Origin of the sequence: Pseudomonas cyclaminis, assembly GCF_015163715.1 — a bacterium.
Lineage (GTDB): Bacteria > Pseudomonadota > Gammaproteobacteria > Pseudomonadales > Pseudomonadaceae > Aquipseudomonas > Aquipseudomonas cyclaminis.
Map to the genome: position 1 here is coordinate 1 of NZ_JADDUM010000248.1, position 22600 is coordinate 22600.

A 22600-nucleotide genomic window follows, 5' to 3' on the forward strand; every position below is an offset into this window, starting at 1 on the left:
GTGAGGTGTAGACCTCGGATCGATAGTAGCTCTGGCCTCCATCGTAGTAGGGCACACAAGCAGAAAGGGTGAGACCGAGTAAAGCGCTGAGCAGCAGTCGTCGATACATGGCGGCCTCCTGGACCGCGAAAGAGCACCTCCAGCGACGCGGGAGGGCGGCATTCAGCTTTCACCGAATGACGAAATATCTGACATCAAAAACCGAATCTGGTGCGTTCTGGTAACAGCTTGATACATCTGCACCAGCCGAAACTGCGTTGGCGGCGCAACGCTGCCCATTGGTCGGGGTTTTCAGAAGGGGTGGAACATTTTTGGGTGTATTGAAACTTTAAATAATTGGATAGTGTCACTATGACATCGCACAATAGCAAGGAGGCTCTAGCGCGAGCTTTCCACCCTACAACCTCGGATTTAAGCCATGAAGATTTCAACCAAACTGTTGCTCTCCTTTCTACTGTGCGCAGTCGTCACCCTGGGTGTGGGCTTGCTGGGTATTAAAGGTGTGGTCCGCCTCGCCACCGCACTCGAACTGACGTTTTCCAACAATCTGGTCTCCGTCAGCAACACTGCAGCCACTCTCAACGGCTTGGTTGCCCACAACCGCGGCTTATACCGCTTGCTGGATGCCAGCCAGGGCGACGTGTCCCAGCAAGATCGCGATCGCGTGCGCCAGGACATCGCCAAAGAACTGGCGAACAGCCAGGCTGCCTACAAGATCTATCGCGCCACCCCGCTGGAGGACGACGAGCGGGCCGCAAGCGACAAGCTCGACCAGCTCTTACCCACCTACATCAGCAACTCCGAACGCATTATGTCGCTGCTCGAAAGCAACCAGCTCGAGCAGGCCCGCGCTCAGCTCAACAGCACCAACAATGAGATCTTCCGCCAAGCGCGTGACCTGATCCGCGTGATGATCGAGTCCAACAACCGCCAGATCAAAGAAGGCTCCATCGCCGCTGATGACCTGCGCAACAGCGCACTGACCTGGATGATCGGCGGCATCGTGCTGGCCTTCATCATCGCCATCACCATTGGTGTGTTGATCACCCGCCTGATTACCCGCCCCATTGCCCAGGCCGTGGAGAGCGCACAACGCATTGCCAGAGGTGACCTGACCCAAGCCATCGTCACCGAGCGCACCGACGAAGCCGGGCAACTGCTGATGGCGCTGGCCGATATGCAGGGCGGCTTGAAAAGCACCCTGGTGGAAATCGCCAACGCCTCTGACCAGCTTGCTTCAGCAGCAGAGGAACTCAGCGCGGTCACCGAAGAAAGCAGCCGGGGCCTCACCCGCCAGAATGACGAAATCCAACAGGCCGCCACCGCCGTCAACCAAATGACCGCAGCGGTGGACGAAGTGGCGAGCAACGCGGTGTCAACTTCTGAAGCCTCGCGCCAGGCCACCACCGAAGCCGAAGAAGGTCGTGAGCAAGTGGCCCAGGCCGTGTCCGGCATGGGTTCGATGGTGGTCGAGATCAATGAGTCGACGCAATCGGTTGCCGACCTCGCGGGCCAGGTCCGGGAAATCGGCAAGGTGATCGATGTGATTCGCGGCATCGCCGACCAGACCAACCTGCTGGCCCTCAATGCGGCCATCGAAGCAGCCCGTGCGGGTGAGCAAGGTCGAGGTTTCGCGGTGGTTGCCGATGAAGTACGGGCCTTGGCCCATCGCACTCAAATCTCCACCGTCGACATCGAAAAAATGATCGGCGAAGTGCAGGTCGGTGCCGATGACGCCGTGGCCGCGATGAACAAAAGCCTGACCTGGGCCAACAACACCCAGACCCTGGCACAAAACGCCGGCGAGGCACTGGAGCGCATCACCAGCAGCGTGGCGAAGATCAATGAGCGCAACCTGGTGATCGCCTCCGCCTCCGAAGAACAGGCGCAAGTGGCCCGAGAAGTCGACCGCAACCTGCTTAACATCCAGGACCTGTCGACCCAGACCGCCGCCGGCGCCCACCAGACCAATGCCTCCAGCCAGGACCTGTCACGCCTGGCCACCTCGTTCAATGTGCTGGTCAGCAAGTTCCAGCTGTAAGTAGCCTGCCGTGGGTTGGCGCTGTATCGTGCAAGGCCAAGCGAACCTTGCCCGATGCAGCCCACCCATGACCACGCCAACCCTCTGCCCCGCCTGCGGCGCCCGCAACGACTGCACCCTGGCCGACCCACGTACCGCCGACCAGGCCTGCTGGTGCTTCAGCGTCACCATCGATACCGCGGTGCTCGAAGCGTTGCCGGATGAGCTGCGCAACACAGCCTGCCTGTGCCCGCGCTGCGCCCAAGTCGATGAACAGCTGCGCAGCCGCGATGCGAGTTGATCGTTTCCTCAGCAACCTGTCGCAGTTCAATCGCAAGCAAGTGCGTGTGCTACTGGTAGAGCGACGGGTGACCGTCGATGGGCTGGCCGTCAGCGACCCACACCATGAAGTGCGGGAGTTCAGCCGCGTGTGCGTTGATGACAACGTGCTGCAGGCGGGCAAACCGGCACGGTATTTCATGCTGCACAAGCCTCAGGGGTGTGTGAGCGCGACGTCGGACCCACAACACCCCACAGTGCTGGACCTGCTGCATGAGCCGGATACCGCCGACTTGCATATCGCCGGCCGTCTGGATTTCAACACCACCGGGCTGATGCTGATCACCAATGACGGCCAGTGGTCACGCCGCCTGACACAACCGACGACCAAATTGCCCAAGGTCTATCTCGTTGAAACGGAACAGGCCATCGGCGCCGAGTACGCGAATACGTTTGCGGCAGGCCTGTACTTTGCGTTTGAAGACCTCACCACCCAGCCCGCCGCATTGGAACTGCTGGGGCCGACGACGGCGCGACTGAGCATCGTCGAAGGCCGCTATCACCAGGTGAAGCGCATGTTCGGGCACTTCAACAACAAAGTTGTCGCCTTGCACCGCGAGCGCATGGGACCGATTGAGCTGGATGCCGCACTGGCGCCGGGCGAATATCGGCCGTTGACGCTTGAGGAAATCCGCCAGGTCTGATGACCGTTCAGCCGGTGATGGCAAAAACCCATTTTTAAGCCTTGCGACATCCCGAGTCTGTGCTTGAATCAAGCTCACCAGTTTAAATATGACTGGCGAGTCGCTTATAACCTCCAAGAAACACCTTGCCCCCGCCCGCGCTTTATCCCACGGGCCTTCCAGGCAAACAGCCCGCCATAACAACACCCGTCGGCCAGCCGTCATCGGACCGACATGGGCCTCCATTTTCAGGCGTATGCCTACCTGTCACAAAGCTCGTGCAGAGTTATCTGCGCGCCCTACCCGCTTGCCAGGAGTCTTACGACATGAGGCCAGAAATCGCTGTGCTGGATATACAGGGTCAGTATCGGGTTTACACGGAGTTCTATCGCGCGGACGAGGCTGAAAAGACCATCATTCTGGTCAACGGCTCAATGGCCACCACGGCATCCTTCGCCCAGACCGTAAAAAGCCTGCACCCGCAGTTCAACGTGGTTTTGTACGACCAGCCCTACGCTGGCCGCTCCAAAATCCATAATCGCCATGAGCAAATGCTGACGAAGGAAGTCGAGGGCGAGATTCTCCTCGAACTCATCGACCACTTTGCCGCCGAGCATGTGCTGTCGTTTTCCTGGGGCGGCGCCGCTACCCTGGTCGCCCTCGCCCACCGCCCGCGCCGCGTGGAAAAGGCCGTGATCAGCTCGTTCTCACCGGTGATCAACGCGCCGATGCGCGACTATCTGGAGCGGGGTGTCGACTACCTCGGCAACCTCGACCGCGACCGGGTCGGCCACCTCGTCAACAGCACCATCGGCAAACACCTGCCGTCGCTGTTCAAGCGCTTCAATTACAAACACGTCAGCAGCCTGGCCGAGCACGAATATGGACAGATGCACTTCCACATCAGCCAAGTGCTCAACAGCGATCGGCTGTGCTACCTCAAGGCGGCCAAGGCGATCGACATTCCGGTGCTGTTCCTGAACGGCGAGTGGGACGAATACACCAGCGCCCAGGATGCCAGGCAGTTCGGCAACTACGTGGCCAACAGCAGCTTCAGCACCATCCAGGCGACGGGGCACTTTCTGGACATGGAGCATAAAGCGGCGTGCAAGGACAGCCGGGATGCAGTGGTGGGCTTTTTGAAACCAGCGCGGCAGATCAGCCGATTGCGTTATCACCAAGGTCAGGCACAGCATGCATTTGCGATTTGAAATGATCACTCGCCGCCACGCTCGTTGTGGCGAAGGAGCACGCGCCTTCGCCGCAACCTGCACATTTTCAAAGAAAAACTTCAAATCCAAGTGAACATCTGGTACAAAGTCAGCCGCTCTGAGCGGGTATAGTTTAATGGTAGAACAGTAGCTTCCCAAGCTTCCGACGAGGGTTCGATTCCCTCTACCCGCTCCACTCAGACATAGATCCCACGCCAACATCGTGCTGGCGGGGGATGCATAAAGAAACCGGTCCCTGGAGGCCGGTTTTTTTATGCCCTCTATTTTCCCGCCCGCGAACCTGTACAAATACAAAATTCTGTACAACTATCAAGCCTTGAGCGCTGGCACCAAGCCTCGCACGATCAAGGAGCCGGGCAATGACGCGCCTGCTGGTTTCACTGTTGCTGGTTTTGAGCCTGACCAGTTGCAGCAATGTGGAAGTCGGACACTACGCCGACCAGAAACCCCAGTTGGACCTTGTGCGCTTCTTCAGCAAACCCGTGAAAGCCTGGGGCATCTTCGAGAAACGCTCGGGCGAAGTCGCCAAGCGTTTTGAAGTGGATATCGCCAGCCATCGCGAGGGCGACGCGTTAATTCTCGACGAGAAATTCCTGTACAGCGACGGCACTCGTCAGCGCCGCGTGTGGACGCTCACGCCCGATGGTCCGGGACGCTGGCGCGGGCGAGCGGGTGATGTGGTGGGCGAGGCCATCGGCGAGGTCGCCGGCAACGCGTTGCGTTGGCGCTACCGCCTCAACCTCCCGGTGGATGGCTCGGTGTACGAGGTGAGTTTTGACGACTGGATGTACCTGATGGACGAGGACACGATGTTCAACCGGTCGAGCATGTCCAAGTTCGGCGTGGAATGGGGCCAGGTCACGTTGTTCTTTCGTCGCCAATAACACTCAACACGGGGGTGAAAAATGAATGTGCAGAAGCTGGCCAAACTGGCCGAGAAAGGTGAAATACGGGGTCTTGAGTTGCTGTCCCTGGAGGGCGGTTTCTATATTGCCCGTGTGAAGCTCGATCACGTCGAGATGACATTGCTGGACGATAACGGCAAGACCTTGCGCCTGCGGTCCAGCACGCATCTGCGCGACCTGCTGCAGGACGTTCCACCGTTTCCCTGTGTGCTGGTGCAGCAGTGCGCCCATGACGAAATGTGTGGCACCCGTGAGGGCGTCATCGGTGCATTGCGCATTCCATTTTCGCTGGGTGCGACTTTTTAGGACCGTTGCGTGTTTTGGCTCGTCTCCCCTTGGCAGGGCCGTTGCAACCAGCAATCCAGACCCGCCAGGCAACGTCATGAGGGTTGGACCCGCATAGGTTCGCAGGGTCGCCAACCTGTCAGCGCGATCAACAAGATCAGCAGCTGGAACACGATGATCAGCGCCACGCAACCGTCCCAGCCCCAACGCTCCCAGATCAGCGCGGGCACAACTGCGCCGCAACTGCCGCCCAAGTAGTAACACGTGAGGTAGACGCCAACGGCACCGGCCTTATTGTCGTGCGCGGTGGCGGTGGTGAAGGCATTGGCAGCGGCCTGGGCGAGGAACACGCCGGTGGAACTGAGGGCCAGGCCCGTCACGATGCACCCCAGAGAGGGGATCAGCGTCAGGGCTGATCCGCTAACACCAAGCACGGCAGCCACCGTCAGCAATTGGGCATGGGGACGGGCCTTGCTCAGGCGGCCGGCGATAGGGATCACAATCAGCGCCAACAAAAACACCATGTACAGCGTGCCTAAGGCCGCAGGTCCAAGGTTGAATGGCGGTAGGCCGAGGTACAAACCTGCGTAGGTAAACGCCGCGACCTGGGAAAACAACACACAAAAACCTACGGCGTACGCAGCCAACAATGGTTTGCGAAATACGCTCGAAGAAGGAGCCCGGACCTGCACCTCCCGCGCACGGTTGGCCGGCAGCAGAAACTGGATAAATCCACCGACCATCAAACTCAACACCGCCAGCACTTCAAAGGCTTCGCGCCAACCGAAGTACTCGGTCACCATTCCCGTGACGAAGCGTCCGGCAAACCCACCCAACACGGTGCCGGCGACATACAGGCTGGTGACTTCGGTGACGGTGCCGCCACGCCAACGGTCGCCGATATAGGCCACGCTGGTGGCAAACACCACCGGTATCACCATGCCCTCCATGAAGCGCCACACCAGCACTTCGGCAAAGCTGTCGGCGTAGGCGGTCATCAATGTCGGCACCGCCAGCAACAGCGCGGCCACGCAGATCACCGTGCGTTGTTCGAAACGCCCGGTCACACGACTGACAAACGGCGCGGTGATCGCCACGGCCAGGGTGGTCACGGTGATGCTCCAACCTGCGGCCTTGGCACTGAGGTGGAACTGCGCGGCAAAGGTCTGGAGGATACTCTGGGTTGCATACAGGTTGAGAAACGCCGCGCAGCCACACAGGAACAGGGCAAGGCGGGCGCAATGCAGGCGCGGTTTCATGAAACCTCTCGTCTTATTTTGAAAGGTCTTTATAGAATGGTCTGCGGGTCTGGGACCAATACCGAATTCCGACCGATTGATACCCAAGGACCAGGATGCTCGACCTACGCAAGCTGCGTTACTTTCTGACGGTCGCCGAAGAATTGCACTTCGGCCGTGCTGCCATTCGCCTGCACCTCGCGCAACCACCGCTGACACGGCAGATTTCAGCGCTGGAAGCAGAGCTGGGTTTCAAATTGTTTGACCGCACCAGCCGCACGGTGACCCTCACGGCCCAGGGCCGAGCGTTCCTGCCCTACGTACGCGGGGTGTTGGAACAGGTCGACGTGGCGCAGGTGATCGCAAACAAATTGGCCGCAGGTACTGCCGGGCAACTGGCGCTCGGTTATGCCAGCTCAATAGCCCTGTCAGATCTGTTCAGCCAAGCGATCCAGTCTTTTGCCCAGCGATATCCGGATGTGCAGTTGACCCTGGTGGAATGCGCCTCCGCCAGCCTGGGCGCTCAGGTAGCGGATGGGCGGCTGGATATCGGCTTGAGCCGACTGCTGCCGCATCCCACAGACGTGCAGGTGCTATCCCTGGGCGAGGAGCGGTTGGTAGCGGCAGTGGCCACAGACAGCCCACTGGCGAGCCTGGCCGAGGTCAGCTTGGCCCGGCTCAGTGCCTACCCACTGATAGTGTTTCCAGCGGATTATGGTTCAGGGCTTAACCATTCCATCGAACAGCTTTATCGACACCACGGCGTGCCCCTGCACCCAGGGCCGACCGGGCGGCAGATCACCTCGATCATCGCACTGGTGGCGGCTGGCCAAGGGGTCGCGCTGGTACCGGAATGCACGCAAAGCTTGATGAACAAGGGCGTCAAGTACAGGCCGCTGATCGAGGTGGACGCGTGTGCACAGTTGTTAGTCTTGACCCGGACTGAAACAAAAAGTGTGTTGGTCGAGGCGTTCCTCAACGTGATTGCCGGGATCTCGTCGGCTGCGCCTGTAGTGCCGCAGCAGGACCGCTGACGCCGTCGAATTCCACCGCAAGAAACGTAGTTTTGACCGGGGCGGCATGCTTTAGATTGGCACTACCCCCGCCCATAGGAGCCCGCTCATGGTGTACGAATACAAACTCATGCCCTCCCCCGTTGGCCAACTCACCCTGGTGGCGCGCAATGGCAAGCTCAGCGCAATCCTGTGGGAGACAGAACGCGCCAACCGCGTGCGCCTGGGCGAATTGCACGAAGCCAATGAAAGCCCCGTGCTGATGGAAACCGAGCGCCAGTTGCAGGAGTACTTCACCGGCACGCGCAGCACCTTCGAGCTGGAACTGGATTTCAACGGCACCGCGTTCCAGAAGCAGGTCTGGCAGGCATTGCTGACCATCCCCTTCGGCGAAACCCGCAGCTACAGCCAGATCGCCCAACAGATCGGCAACCCCAAAGCCGTGCGCGCCGTGGGTGCGGCCAATGGGCGTAATCCGATTTCAATCATCGCGCCGTGCCATCGGGTCATCGGTGCCTCGGGAACCTTGACCGGGTTTGCAGGGGGGCTTGAGGCCAAGCAGTATCTATTGACCCTTGAGGACCGCGGCCAGGTGAAAATTGCCTTCTGATCACGAGCCTGCGACCGGTCCACGTTCAAAGTACTGGTAATCGAACAACGGTTCGAAACCCAGCGTGCTGTACAACGAGCGCCCCATCATCGTCGCCTCGAGAAAGCATCGCTGGCGCCCAGGTTCGAAGCGTGCAGCAGCGCAGCTTGAATCAATTGAGTGGCATAACCCTGCCCACGAAATTCCTTGATCGTGCCGACATCGTTAAGCCGTGCAACTCCATCACACAGCGACAACGTCAACGAACACACCACCCTCCCCTCGACGGACAAAATGAAGTGGTGAAGTGATTGATCGGCGTCCAGGGCACGCTGGTGCCGGGCCTGATAATGCGCAACCGCCTCGGGCGGGACCGCGAACGCATTGCCAATGGGAAGTGCCCATTCATTCAAGTTCCGCGTCAGGCTGATCTGCGAAAGGCGCTCACTTACCGAAGGCACCCGACGCGACAGTTCGAGCGCCATCGTGGTGGTCCTTTCGGCCGGCTGCAAGCCGAGTTCCGTCAGTGCCTCACGCACTCCCTCGACCTTTTCCTCATGAATCACCACCTGTATCGCCAGGCAGGTGCGGCGAATCAGATCCAGCGGCTCAGTCATTGCGTCACCCAACGGGGCGTTGCCCACGCGGATAAGCAACATGTTCGGCGGGGCGCGAAATTGATCGGTGAAATAGGCAGTGATGCAGGCGCCATAGCGCCGACGTAGCGGACAGGTCACGGTAAAAAAATGGTCTTCCGTCTGGCAATAGAGTGTGGGCAAATCGCTGGCAGGGATGGCGCGCATGGGCAGTCCAGGCAAAAGCAAAGTCTTGCGCCTGCGCCTGCTGGTCGATGTAAGCCCTTGCCTTAAAACCCGAAGAAAAAGCGCACCGCTTGGTTCATCAGCCAAGTTGTAAAAAGAAATTTCAAAGAGCGCCTGATGTCCATACGTTCATCACCCCTTTACTCCAGGAAAACGGTCATGAAATTCTCCGCAGTCTCGCAATCCCTGTCCCGCTGGGCAGGCAGCCCCCGCACCTTCTACGCCGCGATGGCATTGATCCTGGCGTGGAGCCTGAGCGGGCCGTATTTCCACTACAACGACACTTGGCAACTGATCATCAACACCTCGACCACCATCATCACCTTCCTGATGGTGTTCCTGATCCAGAACACGCAAAACCGCGACAACGATATCCTGCATATCAAGATCGACGAGCTGCTGCGCGTGTCCAAAGATGCACAGAACGCCGTACTCAGCCTGGATGGTCTCGACCGCAAAGAGCTGGAAAAACTGCGCCAGGAATACCGCAGCATTGGCAACGCCGGCACCCTGAACCTGAACAGCAGTTGCGGCCACGCAGCCGACGACGCGGCGCCCACTAAAACCGATCTGAACCAGGCATAAAAAAACGGCGGTTGGAGAGGATCCAACCGCCGTTTTTAAATTCAGGTGACGACGTTAACCGTCGCCTTGATGACCTTTACCATACGTAGACGCCAAGGCGCGGGCCTTCTGCAGGCGCTCTTCCAATTTTGGCAGTGTCTCATCGACCAACGCTTTTATTTCCGGTACGTCCGACGCGGCGCCTTCCTGTTTGAACAGCGCAATAGCGTCTTCGTTTTCCTTGACCTGTTGAGCGGTATAGGCGGCATCGAAAGAGTCGCCGTCCTTGAGCTCGGGCATCAGGGTCTCGGCTTTGTCGACAATTTTCTCACGTGGCGCCACGGGCAGATCGAGCTTCTTGGCGATGGCCGCCAAGTGCTGATTGGCCAGGGTGCGCTCGTTGATCACCTCGATGGTGTAGTCCTTGATTTCCTGGGACGAGGTTTTCGCGTGGGCCATGCGGCTGGTCTCGATATCGGCCATCCCTTTGGCCGAGGCCTGCTCGATGAATTCAGCAGGCGACTGGGCGAAAGCATTGCTGGCGCCGAGGCCCAGCAGCATCGCGAAACTGGCGGTGCGTAACCGGATAGCCATGCGGCTCATGATGGGTTCCTCCAGGTAAAAAATAAGGGCGGGGAACACACCCCGCCCTGAATTCGAATTTTCAGGGCGGTAAAGGTTTAGAAAAAACTTGCCGGTGCGACGAACGGTCGTCGACACCTCACGCCGGCTTGCTGGCGAACAGGCCTGGCAGCGCATGGGCCAGCGCATTGATGGCGAAGCCAATAAACATCACGCCACAAAGCTTGGTGATAAGGATTTCATGACGCTGATACACCGTGCGTACACGTCGGGCGCCGACCACGCCGATCAGGATTGCATAGGCCAGCAGACCACCAACGAAGCTCAGGAAGATCAGCGACGGCAGCATCGACCAGGTCAGCAACTCGGCGCGGCTGGACAGCAACGCAGTGAAGGTCGCGACCGCCACCGGATAGGCTTTCGGGTTGGTCAGGCCGAACACAATCCCATGCCAGAACGGATGCCGTGCGGCGCCCTGAGGGGCATCACTGCTGCGCCGTTGCGTGCGGATGGCCCGCCAGCCAAGCCAGAACAGATACAGGCCGCTGAGCACGCCCAGCACATCAAACGCAGTGCTGCCAACTTCCCGCGCACCGACAATGGCGATCAACGCGGTGCTGCACCACACCACATCGCCCAGCAGATGCCCGCACAGGAAACCCGCCCCGGCGCGGCGACCACGGGCGGCACCGATACCGAACACGGCCAATACGCCCGGGCCAGGTGTAATGCCGTAGATAAAGCCCGAGGCGAGTACGGCGAGCAGCAGGGATAGGGTCATGAAGGCGACTCTGATAGGTGGTTAAACGGTGGATCGATTCTGCATGTTCTGCCCAGGAGTGCAAATGCGCTGGACGGTTTCACCTCAATACACCCTGCACCTGCCCCATCAACCACTGCAACCCCGAATCACCTCCCCGCCGTGCGTGCCATGCCAGCTCAAACGCAAACGATGGAATATGAAACGGCGGCGCTACGGCCAATAAATGCGGATGCTCGACAGCGCGCAAGCCCCGCGACGATACGGTCAGGATCAGGTCCGTGCCCGCGATCAACTGCGGCGCCACGCCCCAATGCGGCAGGCTGATCGCCACATGCCGCCGCTGACGAATCGCCGTCAGCGCCCGTTCGATTTCCGGCGTGCCGCTGCCCCGCATTTCCAGCAACACATGGGGGCGCGAGAGGTAGGTGGGCAAGTCGAGTGTGCCGTCCTGCGGCAGGCTGTTACGGTCCACCAGGCAGGTGTAATGCTCTTCGAACAAGGGCGTGGTGCGCAGTTCGGCGGGCATGTCGGGGAACACGCCGGCAGCCAGTTCAAGGTCGCCATTGAGTACGCCGTCGACCATGCCTTCACGGCTGGCCTGGATGATTTGCAGGTCGATGCCCGGCGCCTCACGACGCAGAACGCGGACCAATCTGGGTAGGAAAATCGCCGCGCTGTAGTCCGACATCGCCACACGAAACCGGCGCTTGGCCGACGCCGGATCAAAACGATTCGGCGCCAGCAACGCCTGCACCTGGGCCAGGGCTTCGGCCAGCGGTGCAGCCAACTCCAACGCCCGTGCAGTGGGCACCAGCGCGCCGCCCTGGCGCACCAGCAACGGATCACCCAGCACATCGCGCAACCGCGCCAGCGCATGGCTGACCGCTGGCTGGCTCAAGTGCAGGCGCTCGGCGGCGCGGGTAACGTGTTGCTCGCTGAGCAAGGCGTCAAGGATCACCAACAGGTTGAGGTCGATGCGGCGCAGATCATTCATCAGCTGCATGTCCAGCATAAGAACTTGGAATTTAAATTTGCGTGACGAATAGCCTAGAGTCCAGCAAAACCTCTGGGAGATAGCAAATGACAACGTTGCAGTGGGTAGGTTTATTGGCGCTGGCGGTGATCGCCGGGGCGGTGGTGCCGTTTCAGAGTGCAATCAATGCCAACCTCGGGCGCGGGCTGGGTCATCCATTGTGGGCCACCCTGGCGTCGCTGCTGGTGAGCATTCTCGCGCTGCTGCCGGTGATCATCGCCCTGCGCCTGCCCTTGCCGAGCCTGGCATTCATCACCCAGGCGCCGTTATGGATGTGGGCCGGTGGCGCGTTTGGCGTGTGCTTTATTTCCCTGGCGCTGATGCTGCTGCCCAAGCTGGGGGCATCCGGGTTCATTGCCTTGGCGTTGGCGGGGCAACTGCTTGCATCGCTGCTGCTCGACCACTTCGGGCTGTTCGGCCTGGTGGAGCGTCAACTGACAACGCCCCGGGTGCTTGGGGCGTTGTTGTTGCTGGGTGGGGTGGCACTGATTCAATTCGGCGGCGCACCAGCCAAAGCCCTGGCCGCCGCGTGAAATACCGTCAGCGCTTGTCGGACGTACGCAGCTTGTGTGGCAACCCCCACAGCAACAGTGCTGCGGCAATCAAGGCGCACACACCGATGACATAAAGCGCCGGCGTGGTGCTGCCCGTGATGTCCTTGATGCGCCCCACCATTACCGGGCTGACGATGCCGCCCAACTGCCCCAACGTGTTGATCAGCGCAATCCCACCGGCTGCACCGGCACCAGCACCGGCCAGCAGTTTGGGCGGCAGGGTCCAGAAGGTCGGGATCGACGCGATAATCCCAGCGCCCAGCAGGCCCAGGGCAATGATCAGGAAGGTGGTGTGGTTATCAAAGATCCCTGCACAGAAGAACCCTACAGCGCCCAACGCCACCAGCCCGCTGACGAACTTGCGCCGCTCACCCGTGGCATCCGACCAACGCCCGACCAGGATCATGGTGATCGCCCCGCAGATGTATGGAATGGCCGTCAGCAAGCCAATCACCACCGGGCTTTCGACCCCCGCACTGCGGATCAGTTGCGGAGCCCAGAAGTTGAGGCCGTAGGACGCCACCTGAATCAGAAAGTAGATCAGCCCCAGCATCAGGAAACCCGGAATGCGCAGGGCCTGGAGCAACGAGCCTTTCTTGTGCACTTCGTGCACGGCGATGCGGCTGGACAGCAAGGTTTTTTCTTCGGCGCTCAGCCAAGGCGCATCTTCGATGCGATCCTTGAATTGCGTCAGCACCATCCACGCCAGCCCTATACAGGGCAAGCCGCCAAGCAGGAACAACCAGTGCCAGCCGCGCATTTGCAACACGCCGTCCAAATGTTCCAGCACCAGGCCGGAGAACGGCGCGCCCACCAGCCCGGCAAACGCCGAGGCCAGGAACAGCAAGGAGGTAATCCGCCCACGGAAATCCTGGGGGAACCACAGCGTCAGGTAGTACAGCACGCCAGGGGCAAACCCAGCCTCCATCGCGCCGATCACAAAGCGCAGTGCATAGAACTGCCATTCGGCCGTGACAAATACCATGGCCGCCGTGGCCAGGCCCCAGGACACCATGATCCGCGCAATCCAGCGGCGCGCACCGACCTTGTAGAGCATCATGTTGCTCGGCACTTCGAAGATCACGTAACCGATCACGAACAGCCCCGCACCCAGGCCATAGGCGGTGTTGCTCAGGCCCAGGTCGGCTTGCAGTTGGAACTTGGCAAAGCTGATGTTGATGCGGTCAAAAAATGCAAACAGGTAGCAGACCATGATCAGGGGCATCAGGCGCCAGGCGACCTTGTTGACCACGGCTTTGATGGGATCGACTTCACCGGCCGCGCGCGTGCCGGCCTCTAACGTATTAGTGCTCATTGTGCTTCTCCAGCGGACTGCTCACAGGCGTCCGATTGTTTTTGTTGTCTGGCAGGGCGTTACAACGTGGCGATGTAAGCCGGGGGTGGGTGCAGATCACCATTGCGCCCGGCCTTGACCACTTGACCGGGCAACTCATGGCCCAACAGCGCCGGCAGGCGACGGGACATGTCCAGCAGGTGCGCCAAGTCGATCCCGGTGTGGACCCCCACTTCCTCACACAGGTTGACCAGGTCTTCGGTACAGATGTTGCCCGAGGCCCCCGGCGCAAACGGGCAGCCGCCAAGGCCGCCAAGCGCCGCATCAAAACGACGGGCACCGGCCTCGTATGCGGCCAGTACATTGCACAACCCCAGGCCCCGGGTGTTGTGGAAATGCAGGGTCAGGTCACTGACGGGAATGCGCTCCAGCACGCGCTTGACCAGACGCTGCACCTGACGCGGGTTGGCCATGCCGGTGGTGTCGGCCAGGGTGATGCCCTGAATACCCAGCTCGCGATAGGCATCAACGATCTGCAGCACGCGGTCTTCGTCAATCTTGCCTTCGAACGGGCAACCGAAGGTGGTGGCGATACTGCCGTTGAGGCGCACCGGATGCTCGGCGGCAAAGCTGACGATGTCGGCAAACGCCGCCAACGATGCTTCGCAGCGCATGCGCATATTGGCCAGGTTGTGGGTCTGGCTTGCGGACATCACCAGGTTCAGCTCATCAGCGCGAGACGCGATGGCCCGCTGGGCGCCCTTGAGGTTGGGGATCAGTGCCACGTAGATCACACCGGCTTTGCGCTCGATACCCTGGAACACTTGCTCGCCATCACGCAGCGCAGGGATGGCCTTGGGTGAGACGAACGAACCGGCCTCGATCCGCGAAAAACCGGCAAGGGACAACTGGTCGATCAGCGCGATCTTATCGGCGGTCTCGACCCAGGTCGGTTCGATCTGCAAGCCATCGCGCGGGGACACTTCCTGCACGATCAGCGGGTCGGAATAATCAGTGATCATTGCACCACTCCGGTGGTTTTCAGGTGTTGAATATCGGCGCCGGTGAGGCCCAGCCCGGTGAGAATGTCGTCAGTGTGCTGGCCCAGGGCCGGGCCCGACCAATTTACACCGCCGGGGGTTTGCGAGAGCTTGGGCACAATGCCCGGCATCTTCACCGAAACCCCGTCAGGCAGCTCGGCGTCGAGCAGCATGTCACGTGCCTGGTAGTGAGGATCGCTGACGATATCCGCCACCGAATAGATACGCCCGGCCGGTACTTGCGCCGCTTCCAGGGCGCTGAGCACCTGCTCGATGGGCAGGCTGCTGGTCCAGTGGGTAATCGCCGCGTCCAGCAGGCCGCTCTGCGCCGCACGCCCATCGTTGTGGGCAAACTCGGGGGCTTCGGCCAGGTCGGTACGGCCATGGTGGTCATCAGCCGCTTGTAGATCGGGTCACTGTTGCCGGCAATCACTACATAGGCGCCATCGGCGGTGAGGTAGGTGTTGGACGGCGCGATACCGGGCAGGGCCCCGCCGCTGCGCTCGCGCACATGGCCGAGCATGTCGTATTCCGGCACGAGGCTTTCCATCAGGTTGAACACGCTTTCAGCCAGGGACACGTCGACAATCTGCCCATCGCCCTGGCCGGTCTTGACCCGCAGCAACGACATCAAGGCGCCGATCACCGCGTGCAGGGACGCGAGGGAATCGCCCAGGCTCACCCCCACTCGCGCCGGTGGCGAATCCGGGTTGCCAGTGGTATAGCGAATGCCGCCCATGGCCTCGCCGATAGCGCCGAAACCCGGACGGTCGCGGTAAGGGCCAGTCTGGCCGTAGCCGGAGATGCGCACCAGGGTCAGCTTGGGGTTGAGGGCATGCAGCACGTCCCAGCCCAGGCCGAGTTTTTCCAGGCCGCCGGGGCGCAGGTTTTCGATAAGCACGTCGGCGTCGCCAAGCAGTTGCTTGATCAGGCCCAGGCCTTGCGGGGACTTGAGGTCCAGCGCCAACGACTTCTTGTTGCGTGATTGCAGGTACCACCACAGCGACGTGCCGTTGTGCAGCTTTCGCCATTTACGAAGCGGATCGCCCTGGCCGAGGGATTCGATCTTGATCACCTCGGCACCAAACTCGGCCATCAACCGTGCGGCGAACGGCGCGGCAATCAAGGTACCGATCTCGATCACCTTGATACCGCTCAGGGGAGCCGTCATGGGGTGTACCTCTTATTCTTGGAATGTGGACCAAGGCTAGAGGACAGTGGCGGGAGAAATCCAACCGTCAGTTGGCAAGGAGCGTTCGCGAAAAGCGACGCTCAGCGAATTTTCCGTAGGACCAGGCTGTCAGGCTGCTCCAGGGAAGGCATCGAGAGACTCAGGTAATCGAACAACAACCGACTCACTGGCGACAATTGCGCTTCGTCGCGCACCACCAGGATCAAACGGCGATCCGACCAACTGTCCGTCAACGGCACCGCGTGCAAACCCAGTGCGCGCCCAAACAATTCGTAGGCCTTGTGCGGCAGGATACCGATGCCCATATTGGCCTGGACCATCCGGCACATCGCATCAAAGCCCGGCACATGGATACGCAGGCGCAGCATCTTGCCGGCCTCACGCGCAGCGGCGTGGGTCCGCATGTTGATTGAACTCGCGGCGTGCAGGCCGACGTAGTCGCTGTCCAGGGTTTCGGCGAACGCCACGCTCTGGCGCGCAACCAACGGATGATCCGCCGGCATCAGCACCACCAGTTTGTCGAGCCGATAGGTCACGCTGGGCAAGCCTTTGGTGTCTGTATCGCACGAGCAGATACCCACGTCCGCGACGCCGTCCAGCACGCCCTGCACCACGCCGGTACTGGGGCGCTCTTCCAGGTCGGTTTTCACTTCGGGATGCAGCTCGGAAAAGTCGCGCAAATCTTCAGGAAGGAACTGAATGATCGCCGAGAGATTGGCCAACATCCGCACATAGCCGCGCACACCGTGGCTGTGTTCGCCCAGTTCCAGGCCCATTTTCTCGACGTTGAACAGCATCTGCCGTGCATGGTGCAACAGGGTTTCGCCAGCGGCCGTCAGGTCCATGCCCTTGGCCCGGCGCACAAACAGGCTTACGCCCAACACCTGCTCCAGCTCCATCAGGCGCTTGCTGGCGGCCGACACCGCAATGGCCTCACGGGCAGCGGCACGGGTCAAAGTGCCTTCTTCGAACACCGCGACAAACAGTTGCAGGGTGATCAGATCCAGGCGACGCACCAGGCTCTTGTGCAACATCAGCGACGCTCGGCAGCCAGGCGATTGATCTCGCCCTGCTCCACCACCGGTTGCGGCGCGCCGTGGCTCACCGCCTGCAACATCGCCCGGCCAACGGTCTCGGTACTCACCACCCAGCTCGGTTTGACCCGGCGCACAAACGAGAGCACCGGCCCCAGCACGGAATAAAAGGCCTGGTACAACGGCGTCTTCGAGCGCACACCGTGCAACGGCTGGATAATCCCCGGCCGGAACAGGTACACCGCCTTGAACGGCAAGCGCAGCAAGGCATTCTCGGTCTTGCCCTTGACCCGCGCCCACATCGACTTGCCCGCCTCGGAGCTGTCGGTACCGGCGCCGGACACATAGATAAACGTCATCTGCGGATTGAGCCGCGCCAAGGTGCTGGCTGCGACCAGGGTGAGGTCATAAGTGAGGTGGGTGTACCTGGTTTCATCCATGCCGGCCGAAGACACGCCGAGGCAGAAGAAGCACGCATCAAAACCTTGCAGCAGGTTTTCCAGGGGTTGGAAATCCAGCATGTCACTGTGCAATACCTGATGCAGCTTGCCGTGTTCCTGGGTCAGTGGCGTGCGGCCAACGGCGACGATTTCCTGCACGTCGGCGGCCAACAGGCATTCACGCAGAACGCCCTGGCCGACCATGCCGGTGGCGCCGAATAACAGAACTCTCATAAGGGGACCTCAGCGGCAAGCCGCAAGCTCAAGTTAAACGCATTCGACTTGTAGCTTAACGCTTGCAGCCTGCCACTGCCCCTATTCAAAACGCGCTGCGAAAAATCTCCTCAATCTGACGCTGATCCGCTCGCCGTGGGTTGGTCAGGCCACACGCATCCTTCAACGCATTGGCCGCCAGCAGCGGAATGTCCTGCAACTTGGCGCCCAGTTCACGCAGGCCGGCGGGAATTTCAACGTCCTGGGACAGGCTGCGGATGGCGGCGATGGCAGCTTGGGCGCCCTCTTCTGCGGTGATGCCCTTGATGTCGGCACCCAGTGCGCGGCCCACGTCGCTCAAGCGTTTGGCGCTGACGCTGGCGTTGAAGCTTTGCACATGGGGCAGCAGCACCGCGTTGCACACGCCGTGGGGCAGGTCGTAGAAACCGCCCAACTGGTGGGCCATGGCGTGCACAAAGCCCAGGGATGCGTTGTTGAACGCCATGCCGGCGAGGAACTGCGCGTAAGCCATGTTTTCCCGTGCGACCTTGTCGCTGCCGTCGCGTACGGCCAGGCGCAGGTTGGCGCTGATCAGTTCGATGGCCTTGATCGCGCAGGCGTCGGTGATCGGCGTGGCGGCGGTGGACACGTAGGCTTCGATGGCGTGGGTCAGGGCGTCCATGCCGGTGGCGGCGGTGAGGCCCTTGGGCATGCCGACCATCAGCGATGGGTCGTTGACCGACAGCAGCGGCGTGACGTTGCGGTCAACGATGGCCATTTTCACGTGGCGGGTTTCGTCGGTGATGATGCAAAAGCGCGTCATTTCGCTGGCAGTGCCGGCGGTGGTGTTGATGGCGACCAGTGGCAGTTGTGGCTTGGCCGATTGATCGACGCCTTCGTAATCGCCGATATGCCGCCGTTGGTGGCGCACAGGGCAATCCCCTTGGCACAGTCATGGGGCGAGCCGCCGCCCAGGGACACCACAAAATCACAGGCACTGTGCTGCAACAACGCCAGGCCTTTCTCGACGTTTTCCACATTGGGATTGGGCTTGGCGCCGTCGTAGATGACCGAGTCGATGTCCTGCATCGCCAGTTTCTCGGCGATCATGCTGGCCACGCCCGCCTTGGCCAGGCCGGCGTCGGTGACGATCAGCGCCTTGCGAAAACCGTAGTTGCGGATGGCGTTCATGGCTTCGTCGAGGCAATCGGTGCCCATGATGTTGACGGCGGGAATGAAGAAGGTGCTGCTCATGGCGAATCCTCGGATAACGTTTATGCCTACAGCATCGACCTCACTTGCCTGCGGCATCTTGATCAGGATCAACGCCCGCTCGTGATAAAGTCACCGCCCAGCCGATTTCGAGTAGCCCGCCGCAATGAAGGATTTCCAGGATATTGACGCCCACCTTGAAGACTGGAGCGCCCTGCGCAGCGCCATCGACTTCACTGGGATTCTGATCGGCAACGGCGCGAGCCGTACGATTTGGGAAGACTTTGCCTACGACTCGCTGTTCGAAAACGCCCGCACCGTCGAAGAAAAACCCCTGAGTCCCTCTGAACTCAGCGTGTTCGACGCCCTGCAAACCCGCAGTTTCGAGCAAGCCCTGGGCGCGCTGAAAACCACCAGCCGGGTCAACAAGGCGTTGGCAATCAGCTCGGCGGCACCGCGCAATCGCTACTACGCGATCAAGGAAGCGTTGATCAACACCATCCACGCCGTGCATATCCCGTGGCGCCTGGTGCAGCCATCGACACTGGCAGCGATCAACACGGAACTGGCCGGTTATGCCACCGTGTTTACCAGTAACTATGACTTGCTCAACTATTGGGCGATCCTGCACACGCCGGGCATCGACGACCTGTTCCGCAGCGCCGACGCCAGCTTCGACCTGCGCAACACCCGCACCGACGCCACACGCATCCTGTACCTGCACGGCGGCCTGCACCTGGTGCGCAACCTCGACGGCACTGCGCGCAAACTGCCGACGACTGACAGCACCTTGCTCAGCAGCTTTGCCATCAACAATACGATCAAGACCCTGGACGATGTGCCGCTGTTTGTCAGCGAAGGCAAGGTGGAGGAGAAGCTCAAGACCATCCGCAGTTCGGATTACCTGTCGTTCTGCTATGAGCAGTTGCTGACCCATGAGGGCGCGCTGTGCATCTTTGGGCACGGCCTGGGGCCACAGGATCAGCACTTGGTGGACGCGATTCGCCAGGCCAATGTGAGCACGCTGGCGATCTCGGTGTCGGGCCGCAGTGAAGGGTTTATCCGCCAGCAGAAGCGGCGGTATTCGGAGTTGTTTGATGGCAGCGGCGTGGCGCTGAAGTTTTTTGCGGCGCGCACGCATCCGTTGGGGAATGCAGCACTGTCCGTTCCTGTGGAACGCTGAGCAAAATGTGGGAGCGGGCTTGCTTGCTCCCCTATTTGGACTGCATTCCAAATTCGGATCGTGATTATTCTTCCGCGCTGTGCACCACCACCAGCAACTGCGCCTGAACCTCCCCCACCGAGCGAATCCGGTGGGGTTTCTGCGCATTGAAGTGCAACGCATCGCCCCGCTCCAGGATCACCCGTTCGGTCATGAAGTCCACCTCCACCCGGCCTTCATGCACGAACAGAAACTCCTCCCCCAGATGCTCCTTGAAGGTCTTGTCGCTGAACTCCGCCGGCGGGTAAATGATGAACGGCAGCAAGCTGCGCTCGCTGACTTGATGGGCCAGCACCGCGTAACCCGGCGTGGTGTCGGGCCGCTCGTGACTGCGCACCAGGCTGTAGCTGTCGAGGCTGACGCGATCCTCGCTGAACAATTCCTCGACGTTCACGTTCAACGCCTTGGCCAGTTTCAACGCGGCGGCAATGGACGGCGTGTTGAGCCCGCGCTCGACCTTGGACAGGTAACTCTTGGTCATCCCGGATTTTTCAGCCAGGGCCTCCAAGGTCACGCCAAGTTTTTTCCTCAATAATTTCAAACGGATAGACATGCGCTGCGGGTAATCCATGCAGAAAACGATAAGCTGTGCTTGCCAATGACACAAAGTGTCATATAGCATCTTTAGTGTCATTTGCTCTAACCCAAAGGACACCCATATGGCCAAGACATTAGCACTCCCCAAAGACCAACTGGTCAAGCACGCACTGAACCAGATGCAAAACAGCCTGGCGGATAATACGTGGACCGACCGGCAAAAGCTGGCCCTCACCTGCCGCATCCTGTTCGAGAACGGCCACGACTCCGGCCTGGCCGGGCAGATCACCGCACGCGGCCCCACACCAGGCACCTACTACACCCAACAATTGGGCCTGGGTTTTGATGAGATCACCGCCAGCAACCTGTTGCTGGTGAACGAGGACCTTGAAGTGCTGGAAGGTCACGGCATCCCCAACCCTGCCAACCGTTTTCACAGCTGGGTGTACCGTGGCCGGCCGGATGTGAACTGCATCATCCACACGCACCCCACCCATATCGCTGCGTTGTCGATGCTCGAAGTGCCGCTGCAGGTGTCCCACATGGACCTTTGCCCGCTGTACGAAGACTGCGCTTTCCTGGAAGCCTGGCCAGGCGTGCCGGTGGGCAATGAGGAAGGCGATATCATCACCACGGCGCTCGGCGACAAGCGCGCGATTTTGCTCTCGCATCACGGTCAACTGTCCACCGGGGCGAGTATCGAGGAGGCCTGCGTAATCGCCCAGTTGATCGAGCGCGCCGCCAAATTGCAGCTGCTGGCGATGGCGGCGGGCACCATCAAGCCGATCCTGCCAGCGTTGGGCCGCGAAGCCCATGACTGGATTTCCCGACCCAAGCGCCATGGCGCCGCGTTCAACTATTACGCCCGGCAGAACCTGCGCCAACACGCCGATTGCCTGAACTGACCCGCCCCTCTCAGACCGGAGACTATCCATGTCCAACCCCACTATTCACGGCATCATCGGCTACACCATCACACCGTTCAGCGCTGACGGGCAAAGCATTGACCTCGGCGCCCTCGGCCGCTCCATCGACCGCCTGATCGACAGCGGCGTGCACGCCATCGCCCCCTTGGGCAGCACCGGCGAAGGCGCCTATTTGAGTGATGCCGAGTGGGACGAAGTCAGCGCCTACAGCCTCGCAAAAATCGCCCGGCGCGTGCCGACCATTGTCAGCGTGTCCGACCTGACCACCGCCAAGGCCGTGCGCCGCGCCCGTTACGCCGAGGCCAACGGCGCCGACGTGGTGATGGTGCTGCCGGCCTCTTACTGGAAACTCAGCGAGGCGGAAATTCTCGCCCACTACGCGGCGATCGGCGACAGCGTCGGTGTGCCGATCATGCTCTACAACAACCCGGCCACCAGCGGCACGGACATGTCGGTGCAACTGATCCTGCGCATCCTCAAGCAGGTCGAGAATGTGACCATGGTCAAGGAAAGCACCGGGGATATTCAGCGTATGCACCAGTTGCATCGTCACAGTGATGTGCCGTTCTACAACGGCTGCAACCCGCTGGCGTTGGAAGCCTTCGCGGCGGGCGCCAAGGGTTGGTGCACGGCGGCGCCGAACCTGATCCCGCAGCTCAACCTGGATTTGTACGAGGCTGTGTTGGCCAATGATCTGAACCGGGCGCGTGAACTGTTCTATCGCCAGTTACCGCTGCTGGAGTTCATCCTCAAGGGCGGGTTGCCGGCGACAATCAAGGCGGGGCTGCGTTTGACCGGTCTGGAAGTGGGCGATCCCCGATTGCCGGTGTTCCCGTTGGGTGAAGCGGGAATTGAACAATTGAGAGCATTGCTGCGCTAACGCTTTGATCCAGTGTGGAAGGAAGCAAGCTCCCTTCCACATTTTAAAG

The 22600-nt window shown here is 60.6% G+C and carries 23 protein-coding genes, 1 tRNA gene and 2 pseudogenes; 14 read left to right on the forward strand and 12 right to left on the reverse strand.

Features of this window, described 5'->3' with window-relative positions; genetic code table 11:
• Window positions 1-418: 418 nt before the first annotated feature.
• The 7 genes from IQK56_RS26315 to IQK56_RS26345 all read left to right on the forward strand — a co-directional run bounded on the left by IQK56_RS26315 (window position 419) and on the right by IQK56_RS26345 (window position 5425).
• A complete protein-coding gene (locus tag IQK56_RS26315) occupies window positions 419-2041 on the forward strand; it encodes a methyl-accepting chemotaxis protein (protein WP_193863400.1) in 1623 nt (540 codons plus the stop codon).
• 67 nt (window positions 2042-2108) lie between these two features.
• The gene (locus IQK56_RS26320; protein ID WP_112196919.1) at window positions 2109-2321 is read left to right on the forward strand and encodes a cysteine-rich CWC family protein; all 213 of its coding nucleotides are present in this window, start codon (window positions 2109-2111) and stop codon (window positions 2319-2321) included.
• Entirely contained in the window at window positions 2311-3003 is a 693-nt protein-coding gene (locus IQK56_RS26325) for a 16S rRNA pseudouridine(516) synthase (RefSeq protein ID WP_150761395.1), read from the forward strand. Before IQK56_RS26320 ends, IQK56_RS26325 begins: the two co-directional genes overlap by 11 nt.
• Before the next feature lie 305 nt (window positions 3004-3308).
• Window positions 3309-4193: an alpha/beta fold hydrolase gene (locus tag IQK56_RS26330; protein WP_150674724.1), complete on the forward strand. Its 885-nt coding sequence runs from the start codon at window positions 3309-3311 to the stop codon at window positions 4191-4193.
• A 122-nt stretch (window positions 4194-4315) separates the two neighbouring features.
• Window positions 4316-4389, forward strand: a tRNA-Gly gene (locus tag IQK56_RS26335).
• 184 nt (window positions 4390-4573) lie between these two features.
• Window positions 4574-5098, forward strand: coding sequence for a DUF3833 domain-containing protein (locus IQK56_RS26340; protein WP_193863398.1), 525 nt, complete (start codon window positions 4574-4576; stop codon window positions 5096-5098).
• Between the two features lie 21 nt (window positions 5099-5119).
• Window positions 5120-5425 (forward strand): DUF6482 family protein, encoded by a 306-nt coding sequence (locus tag IQK56_RS26345; protein ID WP_150674726.1) that lies wholly within the window; start codon window positions 5120-5122, stop codon window positions 5423-5425.
• A 74-nt stretch (window positions 5426-5499) separates the two neighbouring features.
• Here the strand turns inward: IQK56_RS26345 and IQK56_RS26350 are convergent, their stop codons facing one another.
• A complete protein-coding gene (locus IQK56_RS26350) occupies window positions 5500-6663 on the reverse strand; it encodes an MFS transporter (protein ID WP_193863376.1) in 1164 nt (387 codons plus the stop codon).
• Between the two features lie 95 nt (window positions 6664-6758).
• Here IQK56_RS26350 and IQK56_RS26355 point away from each other — a divergent pair, with 95 nt between their 5' ends.
• Together IQK56_RS26355 and IQK56_RS26360 are read left to right on the forward strand one after the other, a co-directional pair.
• Complete coding sequence (locus tag IQK56_RS26355) at window positions 6759-7676, forward strand: LysR family transcriptional regulator (protein WP_193863375.1); 918 nt, start codon at window positions 6759-6761, stop codon at window positions 7674-7676.
• Between the two features lie 88 nt (window positions 7677-7764).
• Complete coding sequence (locus tag IQK56_RS26360) at window positions 7765-8265, forward strand: methylated-DNA--[protein]-cysteine S-methyltransferase (protein ID WP_150761391.1); 501 nt, start codon at window positions 7765-7767, stop codon at window positions 8263-8265.
• Window positions 8266-8351: 86 nt separating this feature from the next.
• Here the strand turns inward: IQK56_RS26360 and IQK56_RS26365 are convergent, their stop codons facing one another.
• Complete coding sequence (locus tag IQK56_RS26365) at window positions 8352-9047, reverse strand: GNAT family N-acetyltransferase (RefSeq protein ID WP_341869548.1); 696 nt, start codon at window positions 9045-9047, stop codon at window positions 8352-8354.
• Window positions 9048-9224: 177 nt separating this feature from the next.
• Between IQK56_RS26365 and IQK56_RS26370 the strand changes: the two genes are divergently transcribed.
• Entirely contained in the window at window positions 9225-9650 is a 426-nt protein-coding gene (locus tag IQK56_RS26370) for a low affinity iron permease family protein (RefSeq protein ID WP_122309323.1), read from the forward strand.
• Window positions 9651-9704: 54 nt separating this feature from the next.
• Here the strand turns inward: IQK56_RS26370 and IQK56_RS26375 are convergent, their stop codons facing one another.
• The 3 genes from IQK56_RS26375 to IQK56_RS26385 all read right to left on the reverse strand — a co-directional run bounded on the left by IQK56_RS26375 (window position 9705) and on the right by IQK56_RS26385 (window position 11977).
• Window positions 9705-10232, reverse strand: coding sequence for a DUF4142 domain-containing protein (locus tag IQK56_RS26375; protein WP_016975135.1), 528 nt, complete (start codon window positions 10230-10232; stop codon window positions 9705-9707).
• A gap of 118 nt (window positions 10233-10350) precedes the next feature.
• A complete protein-coding gene (locus tag IQK56_RS26380; protein ID WP_122309325.1) occupies window positions 10351-10992 on the reverse strand; it encodes a LysE family translocator in 642 nt (213 codons plus the stop codon).
• Window positions 10993-11071: 79 nt separating this feature from the next.
• The gene (locus IQK56_RS26385) at window positions 11072-11977 is read right to left on the reverse strand and encodes a LysR family transcriptional regulator (RefSeq protein WP_150761387.1); all 906 of its coding nucleotides are present in this window, start codon (window positions 11975-11977) and stop codon (window positions 11072-11074) included.
• A gap of 77 nt (window positions 11978-12054) precedes the next feature.
• On the opposite strand from IQK56_RS26385, the gene IQK56_RS26390 reads away from it, so the two are divergent.
• Complete coding sequence (locus tag IQK56_RS26390) at window positions 12055-12540, forward strand: DMT family transporter (protein WP_193863373.1); 486 nt, start codon at window positions 12055-12057, stop codon at window positions 12538-12540.
• 7 nt (window positions 12541-12547) lie between these two features.
• Here the strand turns inward: IQK56_RS26390 and IQK56_RS26395 are convergent, their stop codons facing one another.
• From IQK56_RS26395 to yiaY, 6 genes and pseudogenes are all read right to left on the reverse strand, one after another.
• Window positions 12548-13876: an MFS transporter gene (locus IQK56_RS26395; protein ID WP_150761385.1), complete on the reverse strand. Its 1329-nt coding sequence runs from the start codon at window positions 13874-13876 to the stop codon at window positions 12548-12550.
• A gap of 59 nt (window positions 13877-13935) precedes the next feature.
• Window positions 13936-14877, reverse strand: coding sequence for a hydroxymethylglutaryl-CoA lyase (locus IQK56_RS26400; RefSeq protein ID WP_193863371.1), 942 nt, complete (start codon window positions 14875-14877; stop codon window positions 13936-13938).
• Window positions 14874-16066, reverse strand: a pseudogene (locus IQK56_RS26405) (CaiB/BaiF CoA transferase family protein). The gene IQK56_RS26400 and the pseudogene IQK56_RS26405 overlap by 4 nt, the downstream one beginning before the upstream one ends.
• Before the next feature lie 101 nt (window positions 16067-16167).
• A complete protein-coding gene (locus tag IQK56_RS26410; RefSeq protein WP_150674733.1) occupies window positions 16168-17121 on the reverse strand; it encodes a LysR family transcriptional regulator in 954 nt (317 codons plus the stop codon).
• A complete protein-coding gene (locus IQK56_RS26415; RefSeq protein WP_193863369.1) occupies window positions 17121-17795 on the reverse strand; it encodes an NAD(P)H-binding protein in 675 nt (224 codons plus the stop codon). Before IQK56_RS26415 ends, IQK56_RS26410 begins: the two co-directional genes overlap by 1 nt.
• A gap of 85 nt (window positions 17796-17880) precedes the next feature.
• A pseudogene (gene yiaY, locus IQK56_RS26420) lies at window positions 17881-19028 on the reverse strand (L-threonine dehydrogenase).
• Window positions 19029-19152: 124 nt separating this feature from the next.
• Here yiaY and IQK56_RS26425 point away from each other — a divergent pair.
• Window positions 19153-20169: a DUF4917 family protein gene (locus IQK56_RS26425; RefSeq protein ID WP_193863367.1), complete on the forward strand. Its 1017-nt coding sequence runs from the start codon at window positions 19153-19155 to the stop codon at window positions 20167-20169.
• A gap of 64 nt (window positions 20170-20233) precedes the next feature.
• On the opposite strand, the gene IQK56_RS26430 is transcribed toward IQK56_RS26425, so the two are convergent.
• Window positions 20234-20761 carry a helix-turn-helix domain-containing protein gene (locus IQK56_RS26430; protein WP_122309342.1) on the reverse strand — a complete coding sequence of 176 codons (528 nt, stop codon included), beginning with the start codon at window positions 20759-20761 and terminating at the stop codon, window positions 20234-20236.
• A 106-nt stretch (window positions 20762-20867) separates the two neighbouring features.
• Between IQK56_RS26430 and IQK56_RS26435 the strand changes: the two genes are divergently transcribed.
• Window positions 20868-21650 (forward strand): aldolase, encoded by a 783-nt coding sequence (locus tag IQK56_RS26435; RefSeq protein WP_122309343.1) that lies wholly within the window; start codon window positions 20868-20870, stop codon window positions 21648-21650.
• Between the two features lie 28 nt (window positions 21651-21678).
• Entirely contained in the window at window positions 21679-22551 is an 873-nt protein-coding gene (locus IQK56_RS26440; RefSeq protein WP_150761382.1) for a dihydrodipicolinate synthase family protein, read from the forward strand.
• The last annotated feature ends 49 nt before the right edge of the window (window positions 22552-22600 follow it).

Bases quoted from the DNA above. Each gene is read 5' to 3' on its own strand.
- IQK56_RS26315 (WP_193863400.1), top strand. From the start codon at position 419: ATGAAGATTTCAACCAAACTGTTGCTCTCCTTTCTACTGTGCGCAGTC.
- IQK56_RS26320 (WP_112196919.1), top strand. From the start codon at position 2,109: ATGACCACGCCAACCCTCTGCCCCGCCTGCGGCGCCCGCAACGACTGC.
- IQK56_RS26325 (WP_150761395.1), top strand. From the start codon at position 2,311: ATGCGAGTTGATCGTTTCCTCAGCAACCTGTCGCAGTTCAATCGCAAG.
- IQK56_RS26330 (WP_150674724.1), top strand. From the start codon at position 3,309: ATGAGGCCAGAAATCGCTGTGCTGGATATACAGGGTCAGTATCGGGTT.
- IQK56_RS26340 (WP_193863398.1), top strand. From the start codon at position 4,574: ATGACGCGCCTGCTGGTTTCACTGTTGCTGGTTTTGAGCCTGACCAGT.
- IQK56_RS26345 (WP_150674726.1), top strand. From the start codon at position 5,120: ATGAATGTGCAGAAGCTGGCCAAACTGGCCGAGAAAGGTGAAATACGG.
- IQK56_RS26350 (WP_193863376.1), bottom strand. From the start codon at position 6,663: ATGAAACCGCGCCTGCATTGCGCCCGCCTTGCCCTGTTCCTGTGTGGC.
- IQK56_RS26355 (WP_193863375.1), top strand. From the start codon at position 6,759: ATGCTCGACCTACGCAAGCTGCGTTACTTTCTGACGGTCGCCGAAGAA.
- IQK56_RS26360 (WP_150761391.1), top strand. From the start codon at position 7,765: ATGGTGTACGAATACAAACTCATGCCCTCCCCCGTTGGCCAACTCACC.
- IQK56_RS26365 (WP_341869548.1), bottom strand. From the start codon at position 9,047: ATGCGCGCCATCCCTGCCAGCGATTTGCCCACACTCTATTGCCAGACG.
- IQK56_RS26370 (WP_122309323.1), top strand. From the start codon at position 9,225: ATGAAATTCTCCGCAGTCTCGCAATCCCTGTCCCGCTGGGCAGGCAGC.
- IQK56_RS26375 (WP_016975135.1), bottom strand. From the start codon at position 10,232: ATGAGCCGCATGGCTATCCGGTTACGCACCGCCAGTTTCGCGATGCTG.
- IQK56_RS26380 (WP_122309325.1), bottom strand. From the start codon at position 10,992: ATGACCCTATCCCTGCTGCTCGCCGTACTCGCCTCGGGCTTTATCTAC.
- IQK56_RS26385 (WP_150761387.1), bottom strand. From the start codon at position 11,977: ATGCAGCTGATGAATGATCTGCGCCGCATCGACCTCAACCTGTTGGTG.
- IQK56_RS26390 (WP_193863373.1), top strand. From the start codon at position 12,055: ATGACAACGTTGCAGTGGGTAGGTTTATTGGCGCTGGCGGTGATCGCC.
- IQK56_RS26395 (WP_150761385.1), bottom strand. From the start codon at position 13,876: ATGAGCACTAATACGTTAGAGGCCGGCACGCGCGCGGCCGGTGAAGTC.
- IQK56_RS26400 (WP_193863371.1), bottom strand. From the start codon at position 14,877: ATGATCACTGATTATTCCGACCCGCTGATCGTGCAGGAAGTGTCCCCG.
- IQK56_RS26410 (WP_150674733.1), bottom strand. From the start codon at position 17,121: ATGTTGCACAAGAGCCTGGTGCGTCGCCTGGATCTGATCACCCTGCAA.
- IQK56_RS26415 (WP_193863369.1), bottom strand. From the start codon at position 17,795: ATGAGAGTTCTGTTATTCGGCGCCACCGGCATGGTCGGCCAGGGCGTT.
- IQK56_RS26425 (WP_193863367.1), top strand. From the start codon at position 19,153: ATGAAGGATTTCCAGGATATTGACGCCCACCTTGAAGACTGGAGCGCC.
- IQK56_RS26430 (WP_122309342.1), bottom strand. From the start codon at position 20,761: ATGTCTATCCGTTTGAAATTATTGAGGAAAAAACTTGGCGTGACCTTG.
- IQK56_RS26435 (WP_122309343.1), top strand. From the start codon at position 20,868: ATGGCCAAGACATTAGCACTCCCCAAAGACCAACTGGTCAAGCACGCA.
- IQK56_RS26440 (WP_150761382.1), top strand. From the start codon at position 21,679: ATGTCCAACCCCACTATTCACGGCATCATCGGCTACACCATCACACCG.